Genomic DNA, 26,876 nt, shown 5'->3' with positions numbered 1-26,876 from the left:
TCAGCCGTTAGTTCAAGTTTAGATAAATAAATTTTGGGTATCGGGAATGCGACAGCGAACCGCGACCTAGTAATCGCTATTATTGACAAATAATTTCTCCATGAACAACGCACAATTCTTTTCCTAAATGTTTCATAAGAGCTTCAGTAATTCAGGCTATACATGATCCTCAACAGTTTGTCTTTGCTTAGAATTTAATTGGCTTGTTGAAGTTTAGCTCAATACGTTAACTCCTGACTGGGCAAAATTCCATTGATTTTGGGTCTTGCTACAACCCAACATACACAAGTTACAGCAAGTGGCGTAGTTTGGAAGGTACAGAATCTAAATTAAAACCTATACACAAAGCCAGTTTTACTCGGCGACTCCTGACTCGGTGACTCCTGAATTCTGCCGTAAATTAATATTCTTTTCCAGAAGGAGAGCGGTAAAACCGAAATTATTATGATTAACTGTAGATATACAGTTAAATATTTGCGATATTTGTGTTTCCCCTTTACGATGAAAACCCGACCCGAATTACGCCATATTTTACCTATGGTTTAATCGGCATGAATATTCTAGTTTTTCTCCATGAAATAAGTTTGTCGAATTTACAACTAGAACAATTTTTCCAATTGTATGCTGTAATACCGCAAGAATTAACCATCAACTGGAGTGGAGAGTGGACAACCTTATTTACCTCGCAATTTTTGCATGGAGGTTGGTGGCACTTAATATCTAATATGGTCTATCTGTGGGTATTTGGTAACAATATTGAAGACCGATTAGGGCATTTTAAATATCTATTGTTTTATTTAATCTGTGGTGCTATAGCTGCTTTATGTCAATGGTTTATTGGTATATACTCCACAATTCCTTCCTTGGGTGCAAGTGGGGCAATTTCTGGAGTTTTAGGCGCATATTTGATCTGGTTTCCTCAAGCAAGAATTACCACTTTAGTGTTCCTCGGTTTTTTCATTACCACAATTAATATTCCTGCATTAGTAGTTATTGGTATTTTCTTTATACAAAATCTCATCGCTGGTTTTGCCAGTCTCCAAGCAGCAGCTAAAATGAGTGTAGAAACGGGAGGAGTTGCTTATTGGGCGCATCTTGGAGGTTTTGTTGTGGGAAGTATTTTTGCCCTGGTAAATAGAGAATAGAGAATAGAGAATTGGTAATTGGTAATTGGTAATAAAATCTGGCGTTGCTGAATCAAGATACGAAAATCAAAAATTCCATTTCTCAAACTCTTCCTCTCTGCGCCTCTGCGTGAGATTAATTCATACTTTCATTCACCAACGCCGATAATAAAATCTCTATTCTCATCCTGTTAATCCTTAAATCCTGGAAATCCTGATATGGCTTGCGCCACGCTACGCTATCAGACAATAATTAAATATTCAAATCCTGTAAAGCTAACCGAATTTGTTCTAAGCGTGTGCGGTTGACACCAAAATCAGAATCTCCTACACGAGATGCAGAACGGATATGAATGACTGATTTATCACTAGGAAAATAAAACTCCACATCATCAACAAACTTGAAAATGCGACTTTTAGAAATTGCATGAATATAATTATCTGTTTGTGATACAATTGTGGTGCGGGGAACAACAGTGAGAACTTTTAGTAAAGTTTCTCTCGCTTTATCTCGTTCTCCATGATAAGTAATCGGTTCAATAGCGTGTTTAGCATCAGCATTTTGACTAACAACACAATTAGGAGAATTTGGACAAGAACTAAGACTACCTGACTCAATTCCTATGCTAGAAGCCGAGGCAGTTGCAGGGATTATAAAACTAATGATCAAAGTTAGAAAAATCGAGACAATAATCTTTTGTAGTTGAGCGATTGTTGTTAAATTGAACATAATTCAGTCAATCTTTATCTTCTGTTATTTTTTGTATATTATCAGCTTTCTATACATTATCATCAAATTAGGTTTTTCAGATTTTCCATCTTCAAATCACACTCCCCTCCTGATCAAGAAGGGAAAGTGTGGGTATTACTTCATATCGTAACCAAATAAATTAGGATCAACTTCTCCTAATTGTAAATCTGCTAAACCATATTCTTGCCAACGTCTTTCTACCATTTCCGCAACATCGGGATCTGATTTTAATGGTTCACCCCATTCATGTTCTGTTTCTGGAGGAATTTTTGTAGTGGCATCTATGCCCATTCTCCCACCTAAACCAAGTTTTTCACTAGCAAAATCTAAAGTATCAAAGGGAGTATTTGGTAATATAAATACATCTCTGGTAGGATCAACTTTGGAACTGATTGCCCAAACCACTTGACGGGGATCACGAACATTGATATCTTTATCAACGACAATCACAAATTTAGTGTAAGTAAATTGTGGTAACGCACTCCAAAACGCTAAAGCTGCTCGTCGTGCTTGTCCTGGATAGGCTTTATCTATGGAAATAATTGCGGCTTTGTAACTTAACGCTTCCATTGGCAGGAAGAAATCAACTATTTCTGATACTTGTTGTCGTAAAATAGGGGTGTAAATGCGGTTAAGAGCGATCGCCATCATGGCTTCTTCTTTCGGTGGCAACCCGCTAAATGTGGTAAGATAGATTGGGTCTTTGCGGTGTGTCATACACTGAAACCGCACCAAAGGTGAATCTTCCACTCCGCCATAATATCCCATGTGGTCGCCAAAAGGGCCATCCGGTAAAACTTCCCCCGGTGTAATTGTCCCTTCTAAAACAAATTCGGAATCTGCGGGAACTTCCAAATCTACGGTTTTACATTTGGCTAAGTTAACTCCCGAACCGCCATACAATCCAGCAAACAACCATTCGGATAAATCTACAGGAATGGGTGTGGCTGCTGCCATAATGATTAAAGGATCTACACCGAGAGCGATCGCAACTTCTAACTTTTTACCACGTTCTGCCGCTTTGCGTAAATGTCTCGCACCACCTCGTACCGATAGCCAATGTACGGTCATAGTATTGTTGGATTGTAGTTGTAAGCGATACACACCTACATTGGGGATTCCTGTCTCACAATCCTTAGTAATTACCAATCCTAGCGTAATAATCTTTCCGGCATCTCCCGGATAAGGACGTATTAAAGGTAACTTATTTAAATCTAAATCATTCCCTTCAATTACCACCTGTTGACAAGCGGGAAAAAAGTCCCTTCCCGGTTTAGCTTTCACCACATCAAACAGAACTTTACCAAAATCTATAGCTTGGGAAATCTTTTTCGGTGGTTTGGGTTGCTGAAGCATACTTAGCTTCTTTCCCAGGGTTTCCAACTCTTCCGGTTTTTCCATATTCATCGCCCAGCATATCCTTTCCACAGTCCCCATTAAGTTAACTGCGACGGGAAAAGATGCACCTTTAACATTTTCAAAGATTAAGCCTGGACCACCTTTTTGCAGCATTCGGTTGGAAATCTCCGCAATTTCCATATCTGAGTCAACTAAAGCTGAAATTCGCTTCAATTGTCCTCTTTCTTCTAGAATTTTAATGAATCCCCGTAAATCTCGCGCCATTTTTTTCTTTTAATTATTAAGAAGTGTAAAGCTATTTTTATTTTAGTCTTCATTCAGGTAATTTGACTTTTTAGTATATATGTACTATAATGAGAGAAACATAGATTTTCCTCTCCACCCTTCTGCGTGAGGGAAATAGAGTTTTTACCTGATAAAAGTTAGGGGGTTTTATGTCGAAGTTAAATCACCAGATTTCCCTGTTAGAACTTATCCAAATTTTATCGGCACATCGTCAACATATCATTTTGAATTTACATAAATTAAAGGAAGATTACCAGCGAACCGGAATTAAACGGGTAAAGGGTGTTAGAGATATTAATGGTGATTTGATTTCTCCTAGTTTACAAACTGACGATATTTATGCTAGTGATTTTGTGCAAATGGGTGTGTTTGCTATAAATCGCAACACTGCTACTATTAATATGTTGGTAAAGCGGAAAGTTAAACTACTAAAGTCTGAAGATAATACCCCTATTATTGAAGTTGCGGGTTTGCTGGCTCATGATTTGGATAATTTTAACAATTATACCATTGTCAAAGATGGTAAAGTTCATGTTTCGGCTTTAAATATCAAAATCAGCAATAAGAAAGTATTTGATTTATTGCAATCTAAAGGTGTAATTCTTGCTGATAAGTTTGAATTTGATTGTGAATATCAGATTCAATTAGATAATTTACCATTAGTTCCTGTTAATATCAATTTTGGTAATATTGATGGCTTATTTACGCAATTAGCAGAAATTAAGGTGATTACAAGTATTTTGTCTGCTTGTTTACGCCATCAATCAGAATTATTTGTGAGTAACCAAGTAGAGGAATTAAAACAACATTATTTGTCAAAGAATCTCTATCTAAATTTTCCCACAACTCAGGAGTATTCAGATCCAATTGACTCTCATATTAGTCATAAAATTGAGTTTGGTAATCAGGATATTCTGAATTTGAGTAAATTATATGCTGCTAACCAGTTTTTAGGGCGGAGATATGAAGTTTATGATCAAGAAACTGGCGAGATTTTCCTGAAACCAACTTTAGAAATGGTGTTAAATCAAAATACCGCTTTTCGACAAAAAGCCATTTCTGCAAGAATGAAACTAACCAAGGTTGATGATTTAATGAAACCCATTTTTGATGACTTTCTGGGAATCAATATCAATGGAAAAGTAGGAGAAATTCTCAGCAAAGTTGGTGAGCATAACTTGGCGTTATTATTGTATACTCAACACGCTAATAAATCTGTTAATAAAGAAGATTTGATCGAAGCTATGACGACAGCTTACAAAAAGTTAGCAGCTTATGTTGAGCAAATTTACCAAGAAAATATTTCTCCTATGGTGTTTTATATTGGTTCGACAGGACTCTTACCAAATAAAATCCCTGCTACAGCGTTAACGGCTGATCAATTAGCGGTTAAATACCCACATTTGCAATTTTCTAAAAATGAACAATCAGGAACATTTTTTGAAGTTGGAAATACCATTATTAGCATTTACCCGCAAACAGAATATTACAGTAAAAAGTCATTAGCCGTTAGTTAAGTAGAATAAGATCCCCGACTTCTCCAAGAAGTCGGGGATCTGAATAATCTGAATCTTCAACTATATCTGTACTTTTCCCATTGCTAAAAGTGCTGTTCCATAAGCTGCTTCCGTATGAATTGATGAAACAACTGGTACTTTCAAATAACGTTGACGAATAGCTGTCCAAGTGGAATTAGTCGCACCACCACCAGCAGTATAAATATGGGTTAAAGAATCTGCACCTAGATTTTGTAATAGTTCATATCCTCTAGTTTCTATTCTCGCCATACTTTCTAATAAACCATGTAGAAATTCTTTATTTTGATCTGGACGCGGTTCTAGTCTGGGTAATAATTGGGGATCATTAATGGGAAAGCGATCGCCTGGTTGCAATAATGGGTAATAATCTAACTCACTAGGTTGAGTCGGATCAATTTCTGCACTTAACCTTACTAACTCAACATTGCTAAAAAAGTGCTTTAAAACAGCACCTCCCGTATTAGAAGCACCTCCAGTCAACCATAAATCACCTAAACGGTGACTATAAATTCCATATCGCGCATCTTCAATTCTTTGACGACTTAAAAGTTTTAGTACCAAAGTCGAACCCAGGGAAGTTACCGCTTCCCCCGGAAATTTAGCTCCACTGGCTAGAAAAGCCGCAATACTATCTGTCGTACCAGCAACCACCAAACAATCGCCTTTAAAGCCAAAATCAGCCGCAATCTGGGGAAGTAATTCACCAATAGCAGTTCCGGGTGCTAAGACCTGTGGTAAATGAAGGGGAATTTGTAACTGTTCCAACCATTCTGGATATTGCAATTTTTCTACGTCATAACCTAATTTTAAGGCGTTATGGTAATCGCTAATACCTAACTTGCCATGTAAAAGAAACCCCAGCCAATCGGCTTGATGTAATAAATATCTGGCTTTTGCAAAATCAGGTAATGCTTGCATCCAGAGGAGTTTCGCTAGACTAGATGTAGCACTTAACACAGTATTATTCGCTGGAGCAACCTGACTCAACCGTTCTAAAACCACCGCACCCCGACCATCATTGTACAACAGCGGCGCGTCCACAGGCTCTCCAGCCCCATCAGTCAGCAAAATAGTGGAAGAAGTCCCATTAATAGCGATCGCCCCTATTTTCCCCCTTAAAGCCCCCGGAATTTGCCCCAATAGACTCCATAAAGCCTCTCGCCAACATTTTACCCAATCAACAGTCTCAGCCAGCCAATAATGACGCATTTCCGACAAAACGCGACCTTCTTCATCAATTACCACACCCCGTGCGCCAGAAGTGCCAAAGTCAATACCAAGGGATAAATTCATAAGATTCAGGTGACAGGGAGCAGGGGAGCAGGGGAGCAGAGGAGAAAATTATCCAATGACCAATGACCAATGACCAATAACCAATGACCAGTTTTTGTTGCATCTTGTAACAAGATGTTTCCTAATCTTGCTAAAACAGGGAAAAGTAGTAAACGAAGTCTTGAAAATCTAGTTCAACTTAGGAGGATTTCCATCATGCCTATCTCAGATACTCAAGTTTACATTGCGTTGGTTGTAGCACTAATTCCAGGAATTCTAGCTTGGCGTTTAGCTACAGAACTATACAAATAACACCAATGTAACTCTGTTACAGGTGATCAAGCCTAGTATACGTAAGTGTGATTTCTAAATTCTTGTAGTTCTAAGCTATGGGGATTTTGAAAATTGCACCTTACCTTACTAGGTAATATTTTATTCATTTTCATACTTGTATAAATTTCCCAAAAATGAAGTAATATAGCAGCTAAATTAAGCCGCAATTAGCACCTGTTTGCTTCTGACGGTCATTACCGTAAATTATGCAAGCCTCTTGTTAGCACCATGAATGCGTTTCAACCATCTAGACCTCCTCTACAACCCGTAGAACAAAAACGAACTGTACCAAGACCTAAACGACATTTACGCCAACGTGCTTATAAGATAATGGCACTGGAAACTACAGCCAAAGTAGCAGTTAATATAGTTATTAGTGCAGCAGCGGTATCTGCTTTAGTACAATTATTGCCTTATCATTGGTCACAACAGGATAAGTTACGAACAGTCCGTACCGAAGTAAAAGTTATGGAAGGGCGGGTGCAAAACTTGCAGACAGAATTTAGCCGCAACTTTGATCCCGGTGAAGCTAAAAGTATTATGCAACAAAAATCATTTCGCTTTGACCCTAATCAGCGTCCAGTTATATTGATGAATCAAGATCAGACTGTAATAGAACAATCTAATTCAGCACCTTGATACTCCCCCTGATAATTCTGAATTAAGTCATCTACTGCTAAAATTAATCTTCAAAAAAAAGCAACTCATTTAACCAGGTTTCGAGTTGTAAACGCAAGCGATAACCAGAAACATCTTGATAATTCAAAGATGGTAGCTCTGCCAATGCGCGACGGTAATCAGCGATCGCACAATTCCAATCACCCCAGAGATGATAAGTCCGTCCCCGTTCCGCCCAAATATGGCCTTTGAGTTGACCAAATAGCATAGCAATTTCCAAGTTTTCAATAGCTTCGGCATAGTTTCCCAAATCGCGTAAAGTAATACTACGATTAATCCAAGCCCGAACATGATGGGGATTGAGATCTAACGCCTGTTCATAGTCAGCTAATGCGTCCGTTAATTGACCACAAGCAGCGTAATAATTAGCCCGATTATTGTAGGCACTAGCTAATTTAGAATTTAGATCCAAGGCTTTGTTATAATCGGAGATGGCTTTTTGACTATCACCACTTTGAAAATAAATTAGTCCCCGGTTATTGTAATCAACGGCATTTTCGGGATGATGGTCAATCAGGTGACTTAACAGAGCGATCGCTTTGGTATAATCCCCTTGTTGTGCTAACTTCAAAGCACAAGAGCGTAAATAACGTTCTTCTAGCATTGATTCATTACCATCTTGTAACCGCTCACATTGATAACAAGGATTGTTTTGATCAGAAACACATACTTGATTGTTTTGAATATCAGAATTTAAAAAAGAGTGCTTATTCATACGTTGCCTATTTGATTTACTTGATTTGTCAAATAAAATTACAGTCTTTGTGTCTTGATGCCTCTAGGATTGTTGAAGAACGTGGATTTTACATCCAGCAACAGATGAGCCATAAGTCTAATAATGTATACTTCATACCCAAGTTCAATTCCCGAATCAGTAAAATTCTAAAGAATTGAAGTGTAAATTTTAATGATGACAGGGAAAAAGCAAAGGAAAGAAGCACAAGACAAGAGAAATTTTTACCAGTAACAACTGACAAACCCCTATTTCCCAATTTTAGAAGAGACATTTCTTATGACAACAACAATTTCTTATGCTGATGCAACCGACCTCAATACCGAGGACTATATTGTTCTTGGTTTAGCTACGTGCTTTTATAAAGAAGATGGGGAAGTGCATCAAATTGAAGTGATAGAACCCATTCCTTCCGCAGCTTTAGAAGCTATATGTAAACAAATTCCCACCTCTTACAGATTGATTTATGCAACAACTTTGGGATCTGTATTAGAGGGTGATAAACTATTTTTGCCAGAAGGGTTTCCAGAGTCAGCGCAATTTGGAGATGAGTTTCCATTACGGTTATTTTCTGCGGCTCGTACCTATAAGCGCCGTGAAGTAGCCCAAACATTGATTCCCTTGGGAACTACTAAAACCGATTTGAATTATTCGACAGAGCGCAAACGGGTACTAAATGCAGCTAGAGTTGTCACCAAAGACGACAACGTAAAACAACACTCTCACACTCACAAAGTTCTTTAATATTTCAGATGACTATGTTGAAACTTTACGGCGGCGCTCGCAGTCGGGCTGCGATTATCCAGTGGTATTTAGAAGAACTGGAAGTTCCTTATGAATTTGTGCTGTTAGATATGAAAGCAGGGGAACATATCCAGCCTGAGTTCCTCAAAATTAACCCTATGGGTAAAGTTCCCGCGATTGTGGATGGTGATTTACAGCTTTGGGAATCAGGGGCAATTTTGCTTTATTTGGCGGAAAAATACGCCAAAACGGCTTATTCTTTGGAAGAAAAAGCCATATTTGCCCAGTGGGTATTATTTGCTAACTCTAGTTTAGGAACAGGTATTTTTATAGAAGCTAATCGTGAACGAGAAATGCCACGATTATTGACTCCTTTAAATGAAATTTTGACAAAGCAGCCTTTCTTACTAGGTAATGATTTTACCGTTGCTGATGTAGCAGTGGGATCAATTCTCTGTTATATCCCTATCATGCTCAAATTAGATTTAAGTGCTTACCCAGCAATTGTGAACTATATTCAATCAATGTCTGAACGTCCCGCATTTCAAAAAAGCATCGGGGGAAGTTAAGTAATTTAGTCATTGGTCATTGGTCATTGGTCATTGGTCATTGGTCATTGGTAAGAATTTATTCCTTCCTTTTATCTCTTCCCAATGACAACGGACAACTGACAACTGACCAATAACTCTTTAACGATAATTGGTAAATTGCAAGGCAACTGGGAAATCTTCTTGTTTAAGACGTTGAATCACCAGTTGTAAATCATCTTTTGATTTAGCACTCACTCGCACAGCATCACCTTGAATTGAGGCTTGCACCTTTTTAAGTTCGTCTCGAATCAACTTAGAAATTTGTTTGGCAATTTCTTGGCTGATGCCTTTTTTGAGGGTGATTTCTTGACGGACACGATTGCCGCTGGCAGATTCGATTTTACCAAATTCAAAGATTTTTTGGGAAAGGTTACGCTTGGCAGCTTTTTCTCGCAGAATAGTATGGACAGACTCTAAGGTAAAGTCGCTGTCAGTGCCAACGGTAATTTTTTCTTCGCCTAATTCAATTGTGGTTTGAGTATCTTTAAGATCGTAACGGCTTTTAACGTCTCTTGTGACTTGATCAATAGTATTAACTAATTCTTGTCTATCAAAGTCGCTGACAATATCAAAAGAAAAAGAAGCAGCCATAAATAAAATTGGTAATTGGTAATTGGTAATTGGTGATTGGTGATTGGTGATTGGTGATTGGTGATTGGTGATTGGTGATTGGTGATTGGGAAGAGGCAAGAGGCAAGAGGCAAGAGGCAAGAGGCAAGAGGCAAGAGGCAAGAGGCAAGATGAAAAATAAATATTCTCCTTATTCCCTTTTGCCTAATTATTTGATTTGCATGAGACTGAGGTAAAACAGAGTTCCAGAACTGAAAGAAGCAATACCGAACATGAGCGATCGCAACAGGGGTATATTCGTAATATAGAAAATAGAGTATAGCAAACGAGCAATATTAAAAGCGATCGCTGCGGTTACTGCTTCAGTGGAATTCACCCCAGTCACATAGGCCATTAACGCCGCTGCTGCAAAAACCATAAACCCTTCAAAGGAATTTTCATGGGCCCATGTTGCCCTTTGGGCATAAGGTGGCAACTTGTCAAACATAGCACGAGGCGCAGACAGATCATATCCTACTTGCACTCTAGCAAAAGCTACCAATAAATAGGGTAGATAAACGAGAATAGCCGCAACGACAATAGAGTATAAAAAAATAGCAGGTACTGGTAATAGAGATAGCGACATTCAACTAATTTAATTAGGGTACTTGGTCAAGCATTAATCATTCTTATCAATGGATAAGGGGTAATTTGGTTAACTTATTACCCTTTACCCAACATTTTCCCGTCTCCATCATTCGCTTTGCAAAAACAGCAGTTCACTCTAGTCAAAGTAGAAGAGTGTTACCACTTTTCGCTGGTCTTCTGCATCACTACAGGTTTGTAGCAGAGTCCGACTATCATGAAATGCAAAACAGATTAGTTGTTGACAACGAGAAATGATTTCTTTGTTACATAAGTAACTCGCTTCAGCTAGAGACAAGTTATCATTACTGGGGTTTTCCACCAAGTGCATTACCTGTTCTAATTGCTGGCGCGATTCTTGGGGTTGACGTTCCAAGCTTTGGGGTAAAATTACCGTGAGTAAGTTGGGATCAGCCTTAGTTGCGCCCCGGATGGCCGCAGAGTTTGTGCCTGTAGCGCCAGAAGTAATGATGCGGTTGCCCGATAAAATCAGAGCATAGGTCATCATTTCAATTAGGTTCTGGTGGGTAATTGGCACATGACGAGAGCCTAGCAAGGCAATCCGCTTGGAACCTGTTTGCTGGATAGTTGCTAGTTCTTGGGCTAATGTATCGAGGTTGATAGTTTCTATTGACTGACTCAAAGATGAAGATCATGAGATTAAACAACCTAGATATTCTACCAAACAGCGTGTAGATGGCAAACTAACTAGAGTTACAAGTTTATTAAACAGGAGTCAGGAGTCAGGAGTCAGGAGTCAGGAGTTCAGGAGTTCAGGAGTTCAGGAGTTCAGGAGTTCAGGAGTTAGAAGGAAGAAGGAAGAATAAAATTACCCAATGACCAATGACCAATGACCAATGACCAATGACCAATGACCAATGACCAATGACCCATTACCTACCTTTTAATCCTGTCCAACCAATAACGATATAACCAATGGACAACAATATACTACTAATCCCAATCCGTAATTCCTTCCAAGCATCTTCCTGAGTTTTTTTCAACTGTTGTGCTTTTTGGGTGCGAAGTTGGGTGATTTTTTGGTTGGCTTCTTGAGTAATTTTAGTGATTCTCTGGGTTGCTAAGGCGGCTAATTGTTGGGGATCTGTTTGCTGACTGATAAAATCATCGAGAGCTTGAGGATTTGATTTATACTGCTTGAGTAAATTCTTTTGTGCTTCTGGTAAGTCTTTATTATTAAGTGCCTGATTATACTTATTCTCATCTTTAATCAGTTCATTTAATTGAGCGGCTAACTGCTGTTTTAATACCGGACGTTGTTTCTCTACAGCGGCTTTTATTTGCTCATTACCAAATTGATTTTGTATTTGTGCTAATTGATTGTTAATTTCGGTTTGCTCTTGTGTTAATTGATTTTTAATTTGGCTTTCTAGCTGTTCAGATTCTTGATTAATCCGGGTTAAAGCCTGATTCTTCACTTGATTGACGTTACTGAGGTGGAGAGGAAAAATTAATAAAAATATCAGTCCTAACAAACTGGAGAGGATAAAAACTGGCAACTTGAGACGCGAAGATGAGCGACGGGTTTCATCAACTCTATCCAACCAATATGCCGTTAAAATTGCTCCTAAACCCAGCATTGGTTCGATACCACGTTCTACAAAAGTTCTGGACAAGTTGATTTGCCAAAGTTTATCTGTGAGTTGCAAAGGTAATAATAAAAATAGAAAGTTGAGAACAAAGGACAATATACAGATTATACCGATGAATTTCAGTAAAAAAGATGTATTTGAGGGTGTTGTATGGGTAGCCATATTTGTTGATACTGTGAATACATTAGATTAATTAGCATATAACCTTTCCTAGTTTGATGAAGTACAAATTCATCTGCGTTTATCTGCGTCCATCTTCCTTCCATCTGCGGTTAATTATTTTATTATTTTTTGTCATTTTCATCATATTCTCCGCAAAATCAACTAAAATCTTCCTCGCCATTCTTGTACCTGCTGTAGTAACTCTGCACCCAACCACTCATCAAACTGGGGATACAGTGGTAAACGTGGTACTAAGTCCCAGCCTCCAGACTCTAAAATGTTTCTGAGTTCCTGTTCCTCTAAATGGGGATAATCAGGATTAACTTCATCTTTGGGACTTATTCCTCCTAAATCCCTCGCTCCAGCGGCTATACAAGCAAGTAACCAATTTTCATCTGCAACTAAATTGGGAGGAATCTGAATTGTAATGTCTGCTGGTAAAATTTCCCGCGCTTTAGCGATAACTTCCGGTAATTGCTGGGGGTTAAATGGTGGTGCATCAAAGGTTTGCACAGTTCCAGGGCTGTGGGGTTGAAGAATTACCTCTTGAATATGATGGTAATGTCCATGAGATTCGGAAATAGCGGTTAAAGTTTCCCACCAATCTGCTTCTGTTTCTCCTATTCCTAAAAGTAATCCTGTGGTGAAGGGGATTTTTAGCTCTCCTGCCCATTGTAATTGTTGCGATCGCACTTGGGGCAATTTACTCGGCGCATGACGATGGACTGTATTTAATAGTTGTGGTGTTAACTGCTCCAACATTAACCCCATTGACACATTCACGGTTTTAAGTTTCTCCATTTCTGTCCAACTCAATGGACCAACGTTGGTATGGGGTAAAAATCCCATTGCTAATGCTAACGCACACAAATCATAAATTCGCTCCAACCAAGCTTCCCTTCTAGCTGAATGAGGATGGACTTCACCACTCAAAATCAGGATTTCACAGACATTTTGATTTTGAAGTTGTAAAAAAATCTCTTTAGCAGCCTCAAGAGTCAACCAAGGACTTTTACCCGGTTCTGTGCGGAAATTGCAATAGGAACAGCGGTTAAAGCATTCATAAGTCGGGACAATAGTATAAGCAGGACTGTAGGTAACAATATTTTGACCAGATAGCGACATATACAGTAGGGGCGCAGGGCCTGCGCCCAAAATTTCAGGGTCTGCACCCAAAACTCCAGCGGTTTATGAGAAATTTTTACAAAAGAGATTAATAGCTAAAACCCTCACTCAATCTAGGATACAAGCTTATCAATCACCAAAATTTTGAGATTTGTTAAAAAATATTACGAAAACCCCTTTACAAATCGAAACATAAGGCTTAATATAAATTCATGAGGTAGAAACACCTACCAAAACATACATAACTCAAACGCAATTATAAACACATGACAACCACCTTACAACAGCGCGAAAGTGCTAACGTATGGAGCCGCTTCTGCGAGTGGATCACCAGCACCGACAACCGCCTATACATCGGCTGGTTCGGCGTAATCATGATCCCCACCCTCCTATCTGCGATCGCTTGCTTCGTAATTGCATTCATCGCTGCTCCTCCCGTAGACATTGACGGTATCCGCGAACCAGTTGCAGGTTCTTTACTCTACGGAAACAACATCATCTCCGGTGCAGTAGTTCCTTCCTCCAACGCTATCGGTTTACACTTCTACCCCATTTGGGAAGCTGCTTCCTTAGACGAGTGGTTGTACAACGGCGGTCCTTACCAATTAGTAGTATTCCACTTCTTAATCGGCGTATTCTGCTACCTCGGTCGTGAATGGGAACTTTCCTACCGCTTAGGTATGCGTCCTTGGATTTGCCTAGCATTCTCCGCACCTGTAGCAGCAGCTACCGCAGTATTCTTGATCTACCCCATCGGTCAAGGTTCATTCTCTGACGGTATGCCTTTAGGTATCTCTGGAACATTCAACTTCATGATCGTGTTTCAAGCTGAACACAACATCTTGATGCACCCCTTCCACATGTTAGGTGTAGCTGGTGTCTTCGGTGGTTCTTTGTTCTCCGCAATGCACGGTTCACTCGTTACTTCTTCCTTGGTTAAAGAAACAACCGAAAACGAATCACAAAACTACGGTTACAAATTCGGTCAAGAAGAAGAAACCTATAACATCGTTGCTGCTCACGGTTACTTCGGTCGCTTGATTTTCCAATACGCTTCCTTCAACAACAGCCGTTCCTTACACTTCTTACTCGCTGCATGGCCTGTAATTGGTATCTGGTTCACCGCTTTGGGCATCAGCACAATGGCGTTCAACCTGAACGGTTTCAACTTCAACCAATCCATCATGGATTCTCAAGGTCGCGTCATCGCTACCTGGGCTGACGTAATCAACCGCGCTAACTTAGGTATGGAAGTAATGCACGAGCGTAACGCTCACAACTTCCCCCTAGACTTGGCTGCTGCTGATGTTGCTCCTGTTGCTTTAACTGCTCCTGCAATCAACGGTTAATAAGTTTAGTTAAATAAAAAACGCTCTCCAATCATGGGGGGCGTTTTTTTGTGTTCATTTTTCACATTCGCGTTTAGTCACATAATGCCGATAGCGAAACATTGCTTCTAGTTGTGCTTGCACTAACCAACCACTCATAAATTCTATGCCATCACCGCCGGGCATGGCATAAGTAATATTATCAGTTAATTGAGTTTTGCCATTTTCTTCTGTAAATTCATGACGATGTACCCAGGACTCAAAAGGTCCAGATATCTGTTCATCGGTAAACCAATGATATTTTTCATAGTCTGTGTGCCGTGCTAACCAAGTTAAAGGTAAAATTCCTAGAAAAAGCCGAAATTCTGTAATTGCCCCAGTTCCTAGTCCTCCTTCTCGTCTAACGATTTGTACAGGTTGCCAAGGTGGAGTGAGTATTTGCAGTATGTCTGGTCTTTCGTGGAATTGCCAAACTACTTCAACTGGTGCATTAATGATTGAGGAATGTTTAAAGTGCAACATGAACAAAAAACCTAAAATTGAGCCTTTAGATTCATTATTGACAATTTTATGAGTAAATAGGCGGAAAAACCCGGAACTGATATCTAAAAATAGTTAAATTTAGTATAACGAGAGAATGCGTTAAAAAGCTGATGCAGCGATAGGGAAGCCCTGCTGCAAGCAGTTCGCTAATTTAGGTATAAAAAAATATTTTATAAAATATTTGGAATTTATCCGTCTTTATATCATTTATTGTGCAATAATGGGAGTCGAGAAGTAATTCGGTGGACCTCGTTTGTTTTTAGTATTGATAGGCTTTTTCCCTTTGGTATTTACAGACTTTTCTCCGAAATCTAAATCTCTACACTCTTATGATTTTGGAGAAAATCTATGTCAATTTATGTAGGCAACCTCTCTTATGAAGTTACCCAAGACGGCTTGAGCGAAATTTTTAAGGAATATGGCACTGTAAAGCGTGTTCAGCTACCTACCGACCGAGAAACTGGTAAAGTTCGCGGTTTCGGTTTTGTAGAAATGGACTCAGATGCAGAAGAAGAAAAAGCCATTGAAGCCCTTGATGGTGCTGAGTGGATGGGACGCGATTTAAAAGTGAACAAGGCTAAACCAAGAGAAGAACGCAGTTCTTTTGGTGGTGGAAATCGTGGTGGTGGAAACTTCGGCGGTGGAAACCGTAACCGTTACTAATATCTATAGATTTAAGGTGGATAAATATCCGCCTTGAGGATAATTAGGTTTAACAAAAGCTCAGGAATGAATACCTGGGCTTTTTTCATGGCAAGTTTTCTCCACAAAATCAATATGGTATCAGAAGAGGTATTTTGGCAATAATCATCATGATTAGTCATAAAATGTTACGTTAGAAAACTATAACTAAGTTACATTTTCCGACATCTACCCATGCCTTATCTTACCACTGCGGGGGAAATTCGTTCCCTAATTACTGAATATGGAAAAGCCAAAACTCTGTGGATAGATACAGAAGTTGCTGATTATAAAACTCGTAATCCTAGATTATCACTAATTCAGGTGTTGGATAATCCTGAAGATATGACTGGTAATAGTGTTTATTTGTTAGATGTTCTCGATAAATCAGATGTAGTTGCTGATTTTGTGGAGAGGATTATGATTAATGATGCTATTGAAAAAGTTTTTCATAATGCTGGTTATGATGTGCAATATTTGGGAGGTAAAAGGGCTAAAAATATTACTTGTACTTTGGCAATGGCTAAGAAAATTCCTGTTTATTTACTACCGTTACCTAATTATCAACTAAAAACTTTAGCCACTGAACTTTGTAATTTTCATGATATTGATAAACAAGAACAAGGGAGTGATTGGGGAAAAAGACCATTAACTGAAGCGCAAATAGAATATGCTTATCTTGATTGTATTTATTTGGCTCAAGTACATTTACGATTATTAGAATTAGAGGCTAATTTTCAGGTAGATCCAATTAAGGAAGATTTAAGTTTATTGACTGCTAGATATAGAGAAATTGAACAGCAACAAAAAATACTTAAGTCAGAATTTGAGCATTTACAAGAACGGGTAAAAAAAGCGATGTTAGTTCAAAATGTTTCTGAAACATCACATTGTAAACTAACAAGTTATGAGCGAAAAACTTTTAAGACTCAGTTTCAAGAATTGGTAAATTTAGTAGAAAATCAAGGTGTTGATTTAGATTTTACCATTACTTTAACTGAAGATATTCGCAAAAATTTGGGAGTAAATCTAGAAAAATTGCCTGTAAATGTTGATACAAATACATATTGGAAAATCGCTCCTAAAAATCACGAAGATGAGGAAGAATAAGAACAAATACTAAAAAACTCCGTGAACTAATTTTAATCCTACTTGGGGATACTGGTATGAAAATTTTCCTGAAAGTGCTAACAAAATTAACAGAACTATCTGCGGAAGTTTAGTAATAATATAAATGTAGAGAGCAAGGATTTTATTTTTAATATTTACTAATATGCGGTGATTGGCTGGATAAATTTATTCCTTAATTCTCCATAACTTCAGGGAAGTTTATAATTTGAATTGAATATTAATCAAAAAGCAGGCATATTGCAGAAGTAAGTAATTTAGTGGCTGATTTACTCCCAGTAAGATGGCAATTTTTGGTAAATTATGAAATGGCAGTTATTGACACAAAAACGGCAAGGAGTAAACAGGGCATTCACTATAGCAATGTTTACAATTTTCAGTAGTATTATTTGCGTTTCTTGCGTTAATAATCAAGATGTTTTGGTGACGGAAAGGGGGGCTAGTACCCCAAATCCACAGATAGGGAGAACATCTAAAGCTGGAGAATTTTATGTTCAGGGACAAACTCAACATCTGAAAGGTAACTCCCAAGCGGCTATTGCTGCCTATAGTAAGTCTATTAGTCTTAATCCTGAGTATGCACCAGCATTTAAAGGACGGGGATTAGTTTATTTTGATATTGGTAATAAAGAGGGAGCGATCGCAGATTATAATCAGGCATTACGTCTCAATCCCCAGGATGCGGAAGCATATAATAACCGTGCTAATGCTTTTGCTTCTATGGGAGATTATAGAAGAGCGCTTGCGGATTATAATCAAGCAATTAGCATTGCCCCAAAATCGGCTGAGGTTTACAATAATCGAGGTAATGCCCGTGCTAACCAAGGTGATAAGAACGGGGCGTTAGAGGACTATACTCAAGCGATTCGGATTGATCAAGAATATGCTGTAGCTTATAATAATCGCGGTAACGCCTATGCTGCAAGAGGAGAACAGCAAAAAGCAATATCTGATTATAATGAAGCTGTTCGCATTAATCCTAATTTTGGTGCTGCTTATAATAATCGTGGTAACGCCTATGCTGCAATTGGCGATAAACGGGGCGCATTAAAAGATTTACAACGGGCGGCAGCTATTTTTGACAAACGAGGAAATAAGGACTTGTATCAACAAGCAATGAAGAATATTGAGGAATTGGCTAAGTAATTGTGTCATCTATTCTTCAATAATTGGGGTGCGTAAATCCTCTACCAAAGCCTGAATTTCTGCGGGTGGTGGTGGTGTAAGTCGAGAAACTGTGAGGGTGACAATAAAGTTAATAATCATCCCTAAAGTGCCAATTCCTTCAGCAGAAACGCCAAAAAACCAAGGTGTCATACCGACAAATTTTACGCCGACAATGTAGATAACTGTAAATATCAAACCTGTTAACATTCCGGCAATTGCACCTTCAGAATTGGTGCGTTTATCAAAAATTCCCAGAAATATTACCGGGAAAAAACTTGCAGCCGCTAAACCAAAGGCAAAAGCTACCACTTCACTCACAAATCCTGGTGGATTTACACCAAAATATCCAGCGAGAACAATGGCGAAACCAACAACAACTCGCCCTACAAATACCCGTTTTTTTTCTGAAGCTTGGGAATCAAAAATGCGATAATAAACATCGTGAGCGACAGAACTAGAAATTACTAATAATAATCCAGATGCAGTGGATAAAGCAGCAGCTAAACCACCAGCCGCAACTAAAGCAATTATCCAAGGAGGCAAATTAGCAACTTCTGGGGTAGAAAGAACAATGATATCTTTATCAATGATGATTTCGTTGGTTTCTTTGTGCGGAGTTAACTGAAAACGGCCATCTTTATTTTTATCTTCAAAAGCTAGAAGCTTGGTTTTTTCCCACTTATTTGCCCAATCTAATTGCTGGACTTCGGCAATTGTTTTATTATGCAAAGAAGTAATGAGATTGTAACGAGAAAACATCCCGATTGCGGGGGCTGTGGTGTAGAGAATGGCGATAAATAATAATGCCCAACCAGCAGAAAACCGGGCGGCACGAACACTTTTAACTGTGTAAAACCGGACGATAATGTGGGGTAAACCAGCAGTTCCTACCATCAAGGCAATGGTGATGAACAGAACATCTAGCATTGATTTGTTGGCAAAAGATTGGGTATATTCTTTAAAGCCTAAGTCAAGTTGAATGAGGTTGAGTTTATCAGCAATATCGCTGGTGGTAAAGGCTAATTGGGGAATAGGATTACCTGTGAGTTGGTAGGCGATCGCAATTGCTGGAATTAAATATGCGAAAATTAATACACAATACTGGGCTACTTGTGTCCAGGTAATGCCTTTCATTCCTCCCAAAATTGCGAAAAAGCCGACAATGATCATGCCAATGATGACACCAGTATTCACGTCTACTTGTAAAAAGCGACTGAAGACGATTCCCACGCCTCGCATTTGTCCAGCGACGTAGGTGAGAGAAATGAAAATAGCTGCAACTACCGCCACCAAACGAGCTATATTGGAATAATAGCGATCGCCGACAAAATCCGGGACAGTATATTTACCAAATTTCCGTAAATAGGGTGCTAATAATAATGCTAATAAAACATATCCACCAGTCCAACCCATCAAATAAATAGAACCGTCATATCCCAAAAACGAAATCAACCCGGCCATAGAAATAAAGGAAGCCGCAGACATCCAATCAGCCGCAGTGGCAGCACCATTAGCAATTGCGGGTATTCCCTGACCGGCAATAAAAAAGTCTTTAGTATTTTCTACTCGTGATTGCCAACCAATGTAGATGTAAAGTACAAAAGAAAGGCCAACTAATATAATCGTCCAAAGTTCAACTGACATCGTTTATCCTCACTTCTTATTGTACTTCTGGTCTAATTTATCCATTTGGAAAGCATAAATAAAAATTAATACCACAAAAACCAAAATTGATCCTTGTTGCGCCATCCAAAAACCAAAGGGAACACCAAAAAACCGAATTACATTTAACTGTTGAACCAGCAATATACTAAAAACTACGGAGACTAAAGCCCAAACAATTAAAAGATTTCTAATTAAATTTGTATTAGCCCGCCAATAAGCGCGACGCTGATTTTCGTCCATTTTTCTTTGATGATCACTGCATCACAGATGATATCACCAAGACCAGATAATGCTGTTTTATTTGGATAATTTTTTAGTGAAGTTTTATATAGTTTCTAAGTAGCTAGTACACTGCGGCGTAAGTAAATGAATCATTTTCAATCGTCAAAAATCTTGCTAAATATAATAAATAAACATCATCACTCTACTGAGGATGAGAGATACTCGCCATCTTTCAGCAGCGAGAGATTAAATTGATTTTGTGTGTTGGACTTCAGTTTTATTCAGCAAGCCCTAAGTAGATTAGCAGGAGTGTTAAATGTTAAGAAAATAGCCCCAAATCTAACATATTTTGATTGATAATGATTATAAACTCATTTACTAGAGAGGATTAAAATAAAAAGAGAAAAAATCTACAACAGCAACCCAAAAAGCCAACTTAAAACCCCAGTAAAACAGGGAACAATCCCAGGAATGGCATCACCTTTCCCTGTTTCTTGATGATTTCAGCTAAATTGTTCCTCAGCGTCCAAATTAAATAACATTTGCAGAGTTTGCATACATCGTCTTCTAGCTTCCACATCTTGCTGGGCGCGCAATTGCACCATCGGATCATGCAAAATCTTATTGACTATTCCTCTTGTCAAAGCCTCAATTACTTCTTGATGCTTTTCGCCAAATTCTGAACCCAAACGAGATAAAGCCTTTTCTAATTCTTGTTCGCGGATAGTTTCTATTTTATTGCGTAAAGAACTAATAGTAGATACGGTTTCTAAACTTCGCCACCAAATATCAAAAGCTTCAACTTCTTCATCTAAAATCTTCTCAGCTTCCTGTGCCATTTGTCGGCGGCTTTCATAATTTTGCGCTACAACTGCTTTCAAATCATCAACATTAAAAGCCTTCACATTTGCCAAATCATTGACATCTGCATCCACATTCCGGGGGACGGAAATATCAAATATCATCAATTTTTGACTGGGTTCTAACACCGTTTCTAACTTCACCCGATCTAAAATGGGTTCAGTTGAAGATGTGCTAGTAAATACTATGTCACTAGCGGCAATAACTGACATCATTTCTGGCAGCATAGCAATTTGAATAGGTTGTTCTGGGAACAACTTCGCCAACTCTTCCGCCCTGCTGCGAGAACGATTAACAATACTAATTTGAGTTGCACCTTTAGAAATCAGGTGTTGTACAAGTAACCGGGACATTTTCCCAGCGCCGAGAATAGACACACGATATGTAGATAAATTTTCTACTTTCATCTGTGCCAATTCCACAGCAGCCGAACTGATAGAAACCGCACCAGTCCCAATACTGGTTTCGGTGCGAACCCGTTTACCCGCTGTTAAAGCTTGTTTAAATAAGCGATTTAAAATGGTTTTGATGCCATTAAATTGTTGTCCCAGTTTGTGGGTATTTTTAACTTGAGCGAGAATTTGACCTTCACCTAAAACCAGACTATCCAACCCAGCCGCAACCCGTAAAATATGGGTGACAGCATCAGCATGGAGTAACATAAACAAATGATGTCGCAAAGACATGATGGGGAGTTTGCTATGTTCAGAAAGGAACTGTGTTACTTCATGAATCCCGTGAGTAGTTTCGTTGCTAACAATATAAATTTCTAAGCGGTTACAAGTGCTGAGAATAGCAACTTCATCAACATGAGGATAACTGAGAAGTTGGGCGATCGCACTTTCGATTTCAGGTTCAGGAATACTTAATTTTTCTCTAACTTCGACTGGGGCTGTTTTATGGCTTAACCCCACCACTGCAATATTCATTTCTTAAATAGGTAATTGGTATTGGGGACTGGGTATTAGGGACTGGGGACTGGGGACTGGGGACTGGGTATTGGGGAATTGGTAATAGTTTTTTCCCTTTACCAATTACCAATTACCAATCACCAATCAGCAGTTACTACCGCAGTTGGATAGTCTTGGGTTCGTCCCACAGGTGAACTGTATCCACAAACCGAGCGGTTTTGGATTGGCTAGAAATAACCAAACTTTGGGTTCTAGCGCCACCGTGGAAGAAGCGTACACCATCCATCAAAGTTCCAGGAGTAATACCGCAACCAGCAAATAGCACTGTTTCACCAGAAGCTAATTCATCAGCGTTATAAACCTTATCTCCATCAGTAATACCCATTTCATTTAAACGGGCAAGATTACCTTCTCTGCTTTCACCAATTAAACCTGTTTGGACTACTTCTGGATCATAGATTAATTGTCCTTGGAAGTGTCCACCTAAGCAGCGTAAAGCCGCCGCAGAAATTACACCTTCGGGTGCAGCACCAATACCCATTAAAGCATGAATGTTAGTACCAGCAAAAGCACAACAGATGGCAGCAGAAACGTCACCATCGCTGATTAGTCTCACTCTTGCGCCAGCGGTGCGAATTTCTTGAATTAGGTCTTTGTGACGGGGACGATCCATCACTACAACTACCAACTCTTCAACAGCACGGTTTAAGCACTCAGAAAGGATTTTGAGGTTTTCTGTAGCAGACTTGTTGATATCAACATGACCTCTAGCGGCTGCTGGGGCTGCAAGTTTACGCATATAGAAGTCAGGAGCAGCAAATAAGCCGCCCTTTTCAGAAATTGCCAAAACTGCCATTGAGCCATTTTGACCATAAGCAACTAGGTTAGTGCCTTCGCAAGGGTCAACAGCGATGTCAATTTCTACAAGTTCATTAACATTACAGAAATCTTTTGCATCTGGTCTGGTACAGATACCAACTTCTTCACCAATGTACAGCATGGGAGCTTCGTCCCGTTCGCCTTCACCGATAACAATGCGACCACGCATATGGATTTTGTTCATCCGTTCGCGCATGGCTTCCACTGCTACTTGGTCAGCAATGTTCTTTTCGCCCTTACCCATCCACTTAGAAGAAGCGATCGCCGCTTGCTCAACTACTTCTATAATCTCTAACCCAAGTGTATTTTCCACGAAGTCTGCCCTCTAAATTACTTGTCTTAGCGTCGTTTTCTTAGCTATTTCAGTTTTTAAGTTTACCAAAGTGCGGATACATATTAGAAAAAACTCTGGAATAGCAACTATGTTAAGTTTTGCAACCAAGGCAACCTGACTAGATATTAATACATTTGTATTAATGCGATTGAGGCAGAAATTACAGCAATCATTGAGTAAATGCGCCTAGCGGGTTAAAATAGTTTTGGTGACAGCCTCTTGTACTGTTCCTTACGAGGCTTTTATGGCAGCAAATCTCAAACAAATAGCCAAGTACCTAGATAATCTTGGTTGGGACTACCGTATTGACGAAAAAGAAGAGCGGATTATTACAGGTGTTGAAGCGGAAAACATCGAAGATTTCCTGATAGTTGTCCAACTGGATGAAGAGGGAAAATTTTTCCGGCTATTTGCACCCCAAGTTTTGGCGGAAGTAAAAGACCATCCCCACAAAGACGCTATCCTCCAGACGATGCTGGCTATTTCCTGGGAAACCAAAATGCTGCAATGGGAATATGATCCATCCGATGGTGAAATCCGCGCTATCATCGAATTTCCCCTGGAAGACTCCATGCTCACCGAGAGACAATTTAACCGTTGTCTGAGCGGATTAATCCAAATTGTGGATACCATTGCCCTACCGCGTTTGCAAGAGGTAATGGAAACAGGAGAAGATCCGGGAAATCTAGACTTAGGAGAAAGATTATTGTTGAGTATTCAAGAACAAGCTCCTGGATTATTAGAACTCCTAGAAAAAGCTATGGAAGCGCGGAAAAAGCGCGGTAGTTTTGCCGATGATTAAGGCGGATAACTACTGAAATCCCTAGACTGCAAAGTGATAACCTGATCATATACTGAAATTTTGTAAGGCTGGATTTTTATGACATCCTATGCAACCTCCTCTGCTAAAGCAGAAATGAGTGAACTCCGGCGGTTAAAAAGCTTGTTACCCCCAGAATTGCAAAGTTGGGTAACGGTTGAAGGCACAATCGAGGTTAATCCATCCCTGATTCGTTGCGAAGAAATTGGCAAAGACCAAGTAGAAATTCAAATTGACTTGGTAAAATGGGATGCTCTGGCAATGGATCAGCGGAATTTGCTGTTTTGGCACGAAGTTGCTCGCATTCAAAATGACACAATTCCCAAAGATGGTTGGGAAATGGCAGCATTAGCTATTGGTTTGGGTGGTGCTGTAGGTGAGTTATGGGTACAAGATGGATTATTGCTAGTATTAGCTTTAGCACTTTGTGGTGTGTCCGGTTGGCGATTATATCAAAAAAATAATGGTGGTAAACAGGTTAAAGAATTGCTGGATGCGGACGAAAAAGCGATCGCTCTAGCAACCCGCTTTGGTTATAGTTTACCTAACGCCTATAAAAGTCTTGGTAGCGCCTTAAAAACTTTGGTGGAAAACACTCCTAGCAAACGTCAGCGTTCTCGATACGAAGCCAGACTTTCTGCTCTCAAACGGAGCGCCAACAAAGCTAAAACTAAATCGAGGAATGAGGATTCTGGTCTTTGATACTCTCAGGGCTAGTGGGTTGGGTGTTGCCCACCCCACTAGGACATAGATTCATCCTCTATCTTCTATTTTCCTCTTTCTTGCTCCTGACTCCTTCACGCCATATTAAAACTTTATCAAACTTTATTATTTCGCTCATCAAAAATTTTTAAATAACCCAATCGCTGCAATATTTTATAATTTAAAAAGTCACAGATTACAAAAATACCGGAATCTGATCATTCAGCTTCGCAACTAATAAAACTGCCCATTCTAAGTTTTTAACAACTGTACTTTGGAAGACAATTATTTTTACAAATACCTCTAATTTAGTGTTAGAGACAAGTTATATAGCGATATGGACTTTTTGTAAAATACATTCAGTAAATCAAAAACCTGGAGGGGCAAGGTTTCCTGACTCTCGTTGTATCAAATCCGATTTCTTTTCGCTGTGGGGAAATTTGAAATCCATACATACGGAGTCTAAATAGGGTTTGCTGAAAAAGTTATCTGTGAGGGCTAGGAGTCAGGAGTCAGGAGTCAGGAGTCAGGAGGAAGAATTAGAAGGAGATAAGAATAGTCTCAAATTCCAGAAAGTGATAGGTTTTTAATGGTTTCAATGCTTATTCCTTGCACCTAATTCACTTTTTTAACCCGGAAACTCTTAATATATCTAGGTTTTCGGTTTATTCAGCAAGCCCTAAATAGATTCGACATATTCACAACAGCAAAAACTTTGTAAATCGCTGCTATTGTGAAGTTTTATTGGTGATATTTTCTCTAATCTTTGAAAATCTACCAAGTTGTGATTCATCAGACAGATTAAAGGTAAGGTTAATTGTTTTTCTAAAGAAAAATAACGTTGAGCAAATTAGATTATATATGGCAACTAAAGTCCAGAGTTTTATGAGTAGCCAACCCATATCAGTAGATTTTTCAGTGACTTATTTAGAAGACGCAGCCATCTTGCAAGTTCCAGTGAGGTTAACTGTACTTGAAGCTGTCAATTTTAAACAAACGTGCCAAAACTTAATTCAAGCGGATGTACCACCTGGGCAAATTTTCATTGATTTTCAAAATACTACTTTTATGGACAGTAGTGGTTTAGGTTCTTTAGTCAGTAACTTTAAAAATTCGAGAGAATTGGGAATTAAAGTCACATTGCGTCATGTGACACCCCAAGTCATGGCCGTTTTAAATCTGACGGGACTAGATCAGGTGTTTCCTATTGAATCTCTTCACAACCTCACATTAATAGCAACGGATAATGTAACAGATGCCGGAAAAAATAATACTCGCAAAATAGATCCACTTCCCCAAACTCATCACTCTGTAGCATCTTGGATGAAACGAGCCATTGATATTGTGGGATCATTGGTGGGATTAGTCATTACATCTATTTTATTTATTCCCATAGCGATCGCCATTCAAATTGATGATCCCGGTCCGATTTTATTTCAGCAAACCCGTTGTGGCTGGATGGGTAAGCGGTTTGCAATTTGGAAATTTCGCTCTATGTGTGTAGATGCCGAAGCCAGAAAATCCCAAATCAAAAACCAAGCCGAAGGTGCTTTCTTTAAAAATGACAATGATCCCCGAATTACTAAAGTAGGTAAATTTTTACGCCGTACCAGTCTTGATGAACTACCTCAATTTTGGAATGTTCTCAAAGGAGAAATGAGTTTAGTCGGGACTCGACCACCAACTCCCGATGAAGTAGAACGCTACGAAGTCCCAGAATGGCAACGTTTGGACGTTAAACCGGGCATGACTGGGGAATGGCAAGTTAACGGTCGCTCTAAAGTGCGGAGTTTTGAAGATGTGATTCGGTTAGATTTACAGTATCAGCAAAATTGGACTTTAGTTTACGATTTAAAGTTAATTTTCAAAACCATCGCCATTTTGTTTAATAAAAACAGTGGGGCTGTTTAAATTATCTACTCCTAAACTAAATTTACAAATTTATCTATGCAATTTACCCAAGTCATCAATAGGCTTGGGCTTATTTTTATGCAAGGGAACGGGGAAAAACTCATGTTATAAAAACATAAAATGGGAATAATGATACTGTTTTTTTCGGGCTACGCATTTTGTGAAAACATCTTTTTTTTGACGGAATCTCTAAACTGGTGAAACTTTACTTTCTTATCTGTTC

28 protein-coding genes are annotated in these 26,876 nt (G+C 39.0%); 13 read left to right on the top strand and 15 right to left on the bottom strand.

Going from position 1 to position 26,876, the window contains the following annotated elements:
• Positions 1–485: 485 nt before the first annotated feature.
• On the top strand, positions 486–1,145 hold the full coding sequence (locus FJR05_RS23555) for a rhomboid family intramembrane serine protease (protein WP_168646360.1): 660 nt from the start codon (positions 486–488) through the stop codon (positions 1,143–1,145).
• A gap of 232 nt (positions 1,146–1,377) precedes the next feature.
• On the opposite strand, the gene FJR05_RS23550 is transcribed toward FJR05_RS23555, so the two are convergent.
• The gene (locus FJR05_RS23550; protein WP_168646359.1) at positions 1,378–1,854 is read right to left on the bottom strand and encodes a DUF1499 domain-containing protein; all 477 of its coding nucleotides are present in this window, start codon (positions 1,852–1,854) and stop codon (positions 1,378–1,380) included.
• 135 nt (positions 1,855–1,989) lie between these two features.
• A complete protein-coding gene (locus tag FJR05_RS23545; RefSeq protein WP_168646358.1) occupies positions 1,990–3,498 on the bottom strand; it encodes a UbiD family decarboxylase in 1,509 nt (502 codons plus the stop codon).
• A 170-nt stretch (positions 3,499–3,668) separates the two neighbouring features.
• On the opposite strand from FJR05_RS23545, the gene FJR05_RS23540 reads away from it, so the two are divergent.
• Positions 3,669–5,036 (top strand): hypothetical protein, encoded by a 1,368-nt coding sequence (locus FJR05_RS23540; protein WP_168646357.1) that lies wholly within the window; start codon positions 3,669–3,671, stop codon positions 5,034–5,036.
• A gap of 60 nt (positions 5,037–5,096) precedes the next feature.
• Here FJR05_RS23540 and FJR05_RS23535 read toward each other — a convergent pair whose 3' ends face one another.
• Positions 5,097–6,350 (bottom strand): FGGY-family carbohydrate kinase, encoded by a 1,254-nt coding sequence (locus FJR05_RS23535; RefSeq protein ID WP_168646356.1) that lies wholly within the window; start codon positions 6,348–6,350, stop codon positions 5,097–5,099.
• 195 nt (positions 6,351–6,545) lie between these two features.
• On the opposite strand from FJR05_RS23535, the gene psaM reads away from it, so the two are divergent.
• Positions 6,546–6,641 carry a photosystem I reaction center subunit XII gene (psaM, locus tag FJR05_RS23530; RefSeq protein WP_027404816.1) on the top strand — a complete coding sequence of 32 codons (96 nt, stop codon included), beginning with the start codon at positions 6,546–6,548 and terminating at the stop codon, positions 6,639–6,641.
• Between the two features lie 249 nt (positions 6,642–6,890).
• Positions 6,891–7,301 carry a hypothetical protein gene (locus tag FJR05_RS23525; RefSeq protein WP_168646355.1) on the top strand — a complete coding sequence of 137 codons (411 nt, stop codon included), beginning with the start codon at positions 6,891–6,893 and terminating at the stop codon, positions 7,299–7,301.
• A gap of 43 nt (positions 7,302–7,344) precedes the next feature.
• On the opposite strand, the gene FJR05_RS23520 is transcribed toward FJR05_RS23525, so the two are convergent.
• Entirely contained in the window at positions 7,345–8,055 is a 711-nt protein-coding gene (locus FJR05_RS23520; RefSeq protein WP_168646354.1) for a tetratricopeptide repeat protein, read from the bottom strand.
• A gap of 297 nt (positions 8,056–8,352) precedes the next feature.
• Here FJR05_RS23520 and FJR05_RS23515 point away from each other — a divergent pair, with 297 nt between their 5' ends.
• Positions 8,353–8,817, top strand: a complete 465-nt coding sequence (locus FJR05_RS23515) for a hypothetical protein (RefSeq protein WP_168646353.1) — start codon at positions 8,353–8,355, stop codon at positions 8,815–8,817.
• A 14-nt stretch (positions 8,818–8,831) separates the two neighbouring features.
• Positions 8,832–9,386 (top strand): glutathione S-transferase family protein, encoded by a 555-nt coding sequence (locus FJR05_RS23510; RefSeq protein WP_168646363.1) that lies wholly within the window; start codon positions 8,832–8,834, stop codon positions 9,384–9,386.
• Between the two features lie 120 nt (positions 9,387–9,506).
• Here the strand turns inward: FJR05_RS23510 and FJR05_RS23505 are convergent, their stop codons facing one another.
• From FJR05_RS23505 to cofG, 5 genes are all read right to left on the bottom strand, one after another.
• The gene (locus FJR05_RS23505) at positions 9,507–9,998 is read right to left on the bottom strand and encodes a YajQ family cyclic di-GMP-binding protein (RefSeq protein ID WP_168646352.1); all 492 of its coding nucleotides are present in this window, start codon (positions 9,996–9,998) and stop codon (positions 9,507–9,509) included.
• Positions 9,999–10,185: 187 nt separating this feature from the next.
• Positions 10,186–10,602, bottom strand: a complete 417-nt coding sequence (locus tag FJR05_RS23500; RefSeq protein WP_168646351.1) for an MAPEG family protein — start codon at positions 10,600–10,602, stop codon at positions 10,186–10,188.
• Between the two features lie 138 nt (positions 10,603–10,740).
• Positions 10,741–11,244: a DNA recombination-mediator protein A gene (locus FJR05_RS23495; RefSeq protein ID WP_168646350.1), complete on the bottom strand. Its 504-nt coding sequence runs from the start codon at positions 11,242–11,244 to the stop codon at positions 10,741–10,743.
• A 250-nt stretch (positions 11,245–11,494) separates the two neighbouring features.
• Positions 11,495–12,376, bottom strand: coding sequence for an HpsJ family protein (locus tag FJR05_RS23490; protein WP_168646349.1), 882 nt, complete (start codon positions 12,374–12,376; stop codon positions 11,495–11,497).
• 162 nt (positions 12,377–12,538) lie between these two features.
• Complete coding sequence (cofG, locus tag FJR05_RS23485; RefSeq protein WP_168646348.1) at positions 12,539–13,501, bottom strand: 7,8-didemethyl-8-hydroxy-5-deazariboflavin synthase subunit CofG; 963 nt, start codon at positions 13,499–13,501, stop codon at positions 12,539–12,541.
• A 266-nt stretch (positions 13,502–13,767) separates the two neighbouring features.
• On the opposite strand from cofG, the gene psbA reads away from it, so the two are divergent.
• Entirely contained in the window at positions 13,768–14,850 is a 1,083-nt protein-coding gene (gene psbA, locus FJR05_RS23480) for a photosystem II q(b) protein (protein ID WP_168646347.1), read from the top strand.
• Positions 14,851–14,904: 54 nt separating this feature from the next.
• Here psbA and FJR05_RS23475 read toward each other — a convergent pair whose 3' ends face one another.
• The gene (locus tag FJR05_RS23475; protein WP_168646346.1) at positions 14,905–15,351 is read right to left on the bottom strand and encodes an SRPBCC family protein; all 447 of its coding nucleotides are present in this window, start codon (positions 15,349–15,351) and stop codon (positions 14,905–14,907) included.
• Positions 15,352–15,720: 369 nt separating this feature from the next.
• Here FJR05_RS23475 and FJR05_RS23470 point away from each other — a divergent pair, with 369 nt between their 5' ends.
• A complete protein-coding gene (locus FJR05_RS23470; protein ID WP_168646345.1) occupies positions 15,721–16,035 on the top strand; it encodes an RNA-binding protein in 315 nt (104 codons plus the stop codon).
• An 11-nt stretch (positions 16,036–16,046) separates the two neighbouring features.
• On the opposite strand, the gene FJR05_RS23465 is transcribed toward FJR05_RS23470, so the two are convergent.
• On the bottom strand, positions 16,047–16,196 hold the full coding sequence (locus FJR05_RS23465) for a hypothetical protein (RefSeq protein ID WP_168646344.1): 150 nt from the start codon (positions 16,194–16,196) through the stop codon (positions 16,047–16,049).
• A gap of 52 nt (positions 16,197–16,248) precedes the next feature.
• On the opposite strand from FJR05_RS23465, the gene FJR05_RS23460 reads away from it, so the two are divergent.
• Positions 16,249–17,163 carry a ribonuclease D gene (locus FJR05_RS23460; RefSeq protein WP_168646343.1) on the top strand — a complete coding sequence of 305 codons (915 nt, stop codon included), beginning with the start codon at positions 16,249–16,251 and terminating at the stop codon, positions 17,161–17,163.
• A gap of 321 nt (positions 17,164–17,484) precedes the next feature.
• Complete coding sequence (locus tag FJR05_RS23455) at positions 17,485–18,327, top strand: tetratricopeptide repeat protein (protein WP_168646342.1); 843 nt, start codon at positions 17,485–17,487, stop codon at positions 18,325–18,327.
• A 9-nt stretch (positions 18,328–18,336) separates the two neighbouring features.
• Here FJR05_RS23455 and FJR05_RS23450 read toward each other — a convergent pair whose 3' ends face one another.
• The 4 genes from FJR05_RS23450 to glpX all read right to left on the bottom strand — a co-directional run bounded on the left by FJR05_RS23450 (position 18,337) and on the right by glpX (position 23,199).
• The gene (locus FJR05_RS23450; RefSeq protein ID WP_168646341.1) at positions 18,337–19,992 is read right to left on the bottom strand and encodes a sodium:solute symporter family protein; all 1,656 of its coding nucleotides are present in this window, start codon (positions 19,990–19,992) and stop codon (positions 18,337–18,339) included.
• Positions 19,993–20,001: 9 nt separating this feature from the next.
• Positions 20,002–20,253 carry a DUF4212 domain-containing protein gene (locus FJR05_RS23445; protein WP_168646340.1) on the bottom strand — a complete coding sequence of 84 codons (252 nt, stop codon included), beginning with the start codon at positions 20,251–20,253 and terminating at the stop codon, positions 20,002–20,004.
• A 485-nt stretch (positions 20,254–20,738) separates the two neighbouring features.
• Positions 20,739–22,025 (bottom strand): glutamyl-tRNA reductase, encoded by a 1,287-nt coding sequence (locus tag FJR05_RS23440; protein ID WP_168646339.1) that lies wholly within the window; start codon positions 22,023–22,025, stop codon positions 20,739–20,741.
• 136 nt (positions 22,026–22,161) lie between these two features.
• Positions 22,162–23,199, bottom strand: a complete 1,038-nt coding sequence (glpX, locus tag FJR05_RS23435; RefSeq protein WP_168646338.1) for a class II fructose-bisphosphatase — start codon at positions 23,197–23,199, stop codon at positions 22,162–22,164.
• 265 nt (positions 23,200–23,464) lie between these two features.
• Between glpX and FJR05_RS23430 the strand changes: the two genes are divergently transcribed.
• The 3 genes from FJR05_RS23430 (at position 23,465) to FJR05_RS23420 (ending at position 26,653) form a co-directional block, all read left to right on the top strand.
• Positions 23,465–24,022 carry a hypothetical protein gene (locus FJR05_RS23430; RefSeq protein WP_168646362.1) on the top strand — a complete coding sequence of 186 codons (558 nt, stop codon included), beginning with the start codon at positions 23,465–23,467 and terminating at the stop codon, positions 24,020–24,022.
• A gap of 78 nt (positions 24,023–24,100) precedes the next feature.
• Positions 24,101–24,742: a DUF3318 domain-containing protein gene (locus tag FJR05_RS23425; protein WP_168646337.1), complete on the top strand. Its 642-nt coding sequence runs from the start codon at positions 24,101–24,103 to the stop codon at positions 24,740–24,742.
• 861 nt (positions 24,743–25,603) lie between these two features.
• Positions 25,604–26,653, top strand: a complete 1,050-nt coding sequence (locus FJR05_RS23420; RefSeq protein ID WP_168646336.1) for a sugar transferase — start codon at positions 25,604–25,606, stop codon at positions 26,651–26,653.
• The last annotated feature ends 223 nt before the right edge of the window (positions 26,654–26,876 follow it).

Origin of the sequence: Dolichospermum sp. UHCC 0259 (genome assembly GCF_009711935.1) — a bacterium.
In the GTDB taxonomy this organism is placed as follows: Bacteria; Cyanobacteriota; Cyanobacteriia; order Cyanobacteriales; family Nostocaceae; genus Dolichospermum.
This window is presented reverse-complemented; position numbering and strand designations above follow the sequence as displayed.

Excerpts from the sequence above, each read along its gene's own strand:
- FJR05_RS23440 (WP_168646339.1), bottom strand. The coding sequence starts at position 22,025 with ATGAATATTGCAGTGGTGGGGTTAAGCCATAAAACAGCCCCAGTCGAA.
- FJR05_RS23505 (WP_168646352.1), bottom strand. The coding sequence starts at position 9,998 with ATGGCTGCTTCTTTTTCTTTTGATATTGTCAGCGACTTTGATAGACAA.
- FJR05_RS23445 (WP_168646340.1), bottom strand. The coding sequence starts at position 20,253 with ATGGACGAAAATCAGCGTCGCGCTTATTGGCGGGCTAATACAAATTTA.
- FJR05_RS23500 (WP_168646351.1), bottom strand. The coding sequence starts at position 10,602 with ATGTCGCTATCTCTATTACCAGTACCTGCTATTTTTTTATACTCTATT.
- FJR05_RS23450 (WP_168646341.1), bottom strand. The coding sequence starts at position 19,992 with ATGTCAGTTGAACTTTGGACGATTATATTAGTTGGCCTTTCTTTTGTA.
- FJR05_RS23455 (WP_168646342.1), top strand. The coding sequence starts at position 17,485 with ATGAAATGGCAGTTATTGACACAAAAACGGCAAGGAGTAAACAGGGCA.
- FJR05_RS23550 (WP_168646359.1), bottom strand. The coding sequence starts at position 1,854 with ATGTTCAATTTAACAACAATCGCTCAACTACAAAAGATTATTGTCTCG.
- FJR05_RS23545 (WP_168646358.1), bottom strand. The coding sequence starts at position 3,498 with ATGGCGCGAGATTTACGGGGATTCATTAAAATTCTAGAAGAAAGAGGA.
- FJR05_RS23510 (WP_168646363.1), top strand. The coding sequence starts at position 8,832 with ATGTTGAAACTTTACGGCGGCGCTCGCAGTCGGGCTGCGATTATCCAG.
- FJR05_RS23540 (WP_168646357.1), top strand. The coding sequence starts at position 3,669 with ATGTCGAAGTTAAATCACCAGATTTCCCTGTTAGAACTTATCCAAATT.
- FJR05_RS23490 (WP_168646349.1), bottom strand. The coding sequence starts at position 12,376 with ATGGCTACCCATACAACACCCTCAAATACATCTTTTTTACTGAAATTC.
- cofG (WP_168646348.1), bottom strand. The coding sequence starts at position 13,501 with ATGTCGCTATCTGGTCAAAATATTGTTACCTACAGTCCTGCTTATACT.
- FJR05_RS23475 (WP_168646346.1), bottom strand. The coding sequence starts at position 15,351 with ATGTTGCACTTTAAACATTCCTCAATCATTAATGCACCAGTTGAAGTA.
- FJR05_RS23430 (WP_168646362.1), top strand. The coding sequence starts at position 23,465 with ATGGCAGCAAATCTCAAACAAATAGCCAAGTACCTAGATAATCTTGGT.
- FJR05_RS23425 (WP_168646337.1), top strand. The coding sequence starts at position 24,101 with ATGACATCCTATGCAACCTCCTCTGCTAAAGCAGAAATGAGTGAACTC.
- FJR05_RS23520 (WP_168646354.1), bottom strand. The coding sequence starts at position 8,055 with ATGAATAAGCACTCTTTTTTAAATTCTGATATTCAAAACAATCAAGTA.
- psbA (WP_168646347.1), top strand. The coding sequence starts at position 13,768 with ATGACAACCACCTTACAACAGCGCGAAAGTGCTAACGTATGGAGCCGC.
- FJR05_RS23525 (WP_168646355.1), top strand. The coding sequence starts at position 6,891 with ATGAATGCGTTTCAACCATCTAGACCTCCTCTACAACCCGTAGAACAA.
- FJR05_RS23515 (WP_168646353.1), top strand. The coding sequence starts at position 8,353 with ATGACAACAACAATTTCTTATGCTGATGCAACCGACCTCAATACCGAG.
- FJR05_RS23460 (WP_168646343.1), top strand. The coding sequence starts at position 16,249 with ATGCCTTATCTTACCACTGCGGGGGAAATTCGTTCCCTAATTACTGAA.
- FJR05_RS23470 (WP_168646345.1), top strand. The coding sequence starts at position 15,721 with ATGTCAATTTATGTAGGCAACCTCTCTTATGAAGTTACCCAAGACGGC.
- psaM (WP_027404816.1), top strand. The coding sequence starts at position 6,546 with ATGCCTATCTCAGATACTCAAGTTTACATTGCGTTGGTTGTAGCACTA.
- FJR05_RS23420 (WP_168646336.1), top strand. The coding sequence starts at position 25,604 with ATGGCAACTAAAGTCCAGAGTTTTATGAGTAGCCAACCCATATCAGTA.
- FJR05_RS23465 (WP_168646344.1), bottom strand. The coding sequence starts at position 16,196 with ATGACTAATCATGATGATTATTGCCAAAATACCTCTTCTGATACCATA.
- FJR05_RS23535 (WP_168646356.1), bottom strand. The coding sequence starts at position 6,350 with ATGAATTTATCCCTTGGTATTGACTTTGGCACTTCTGGCGCACGGGGT.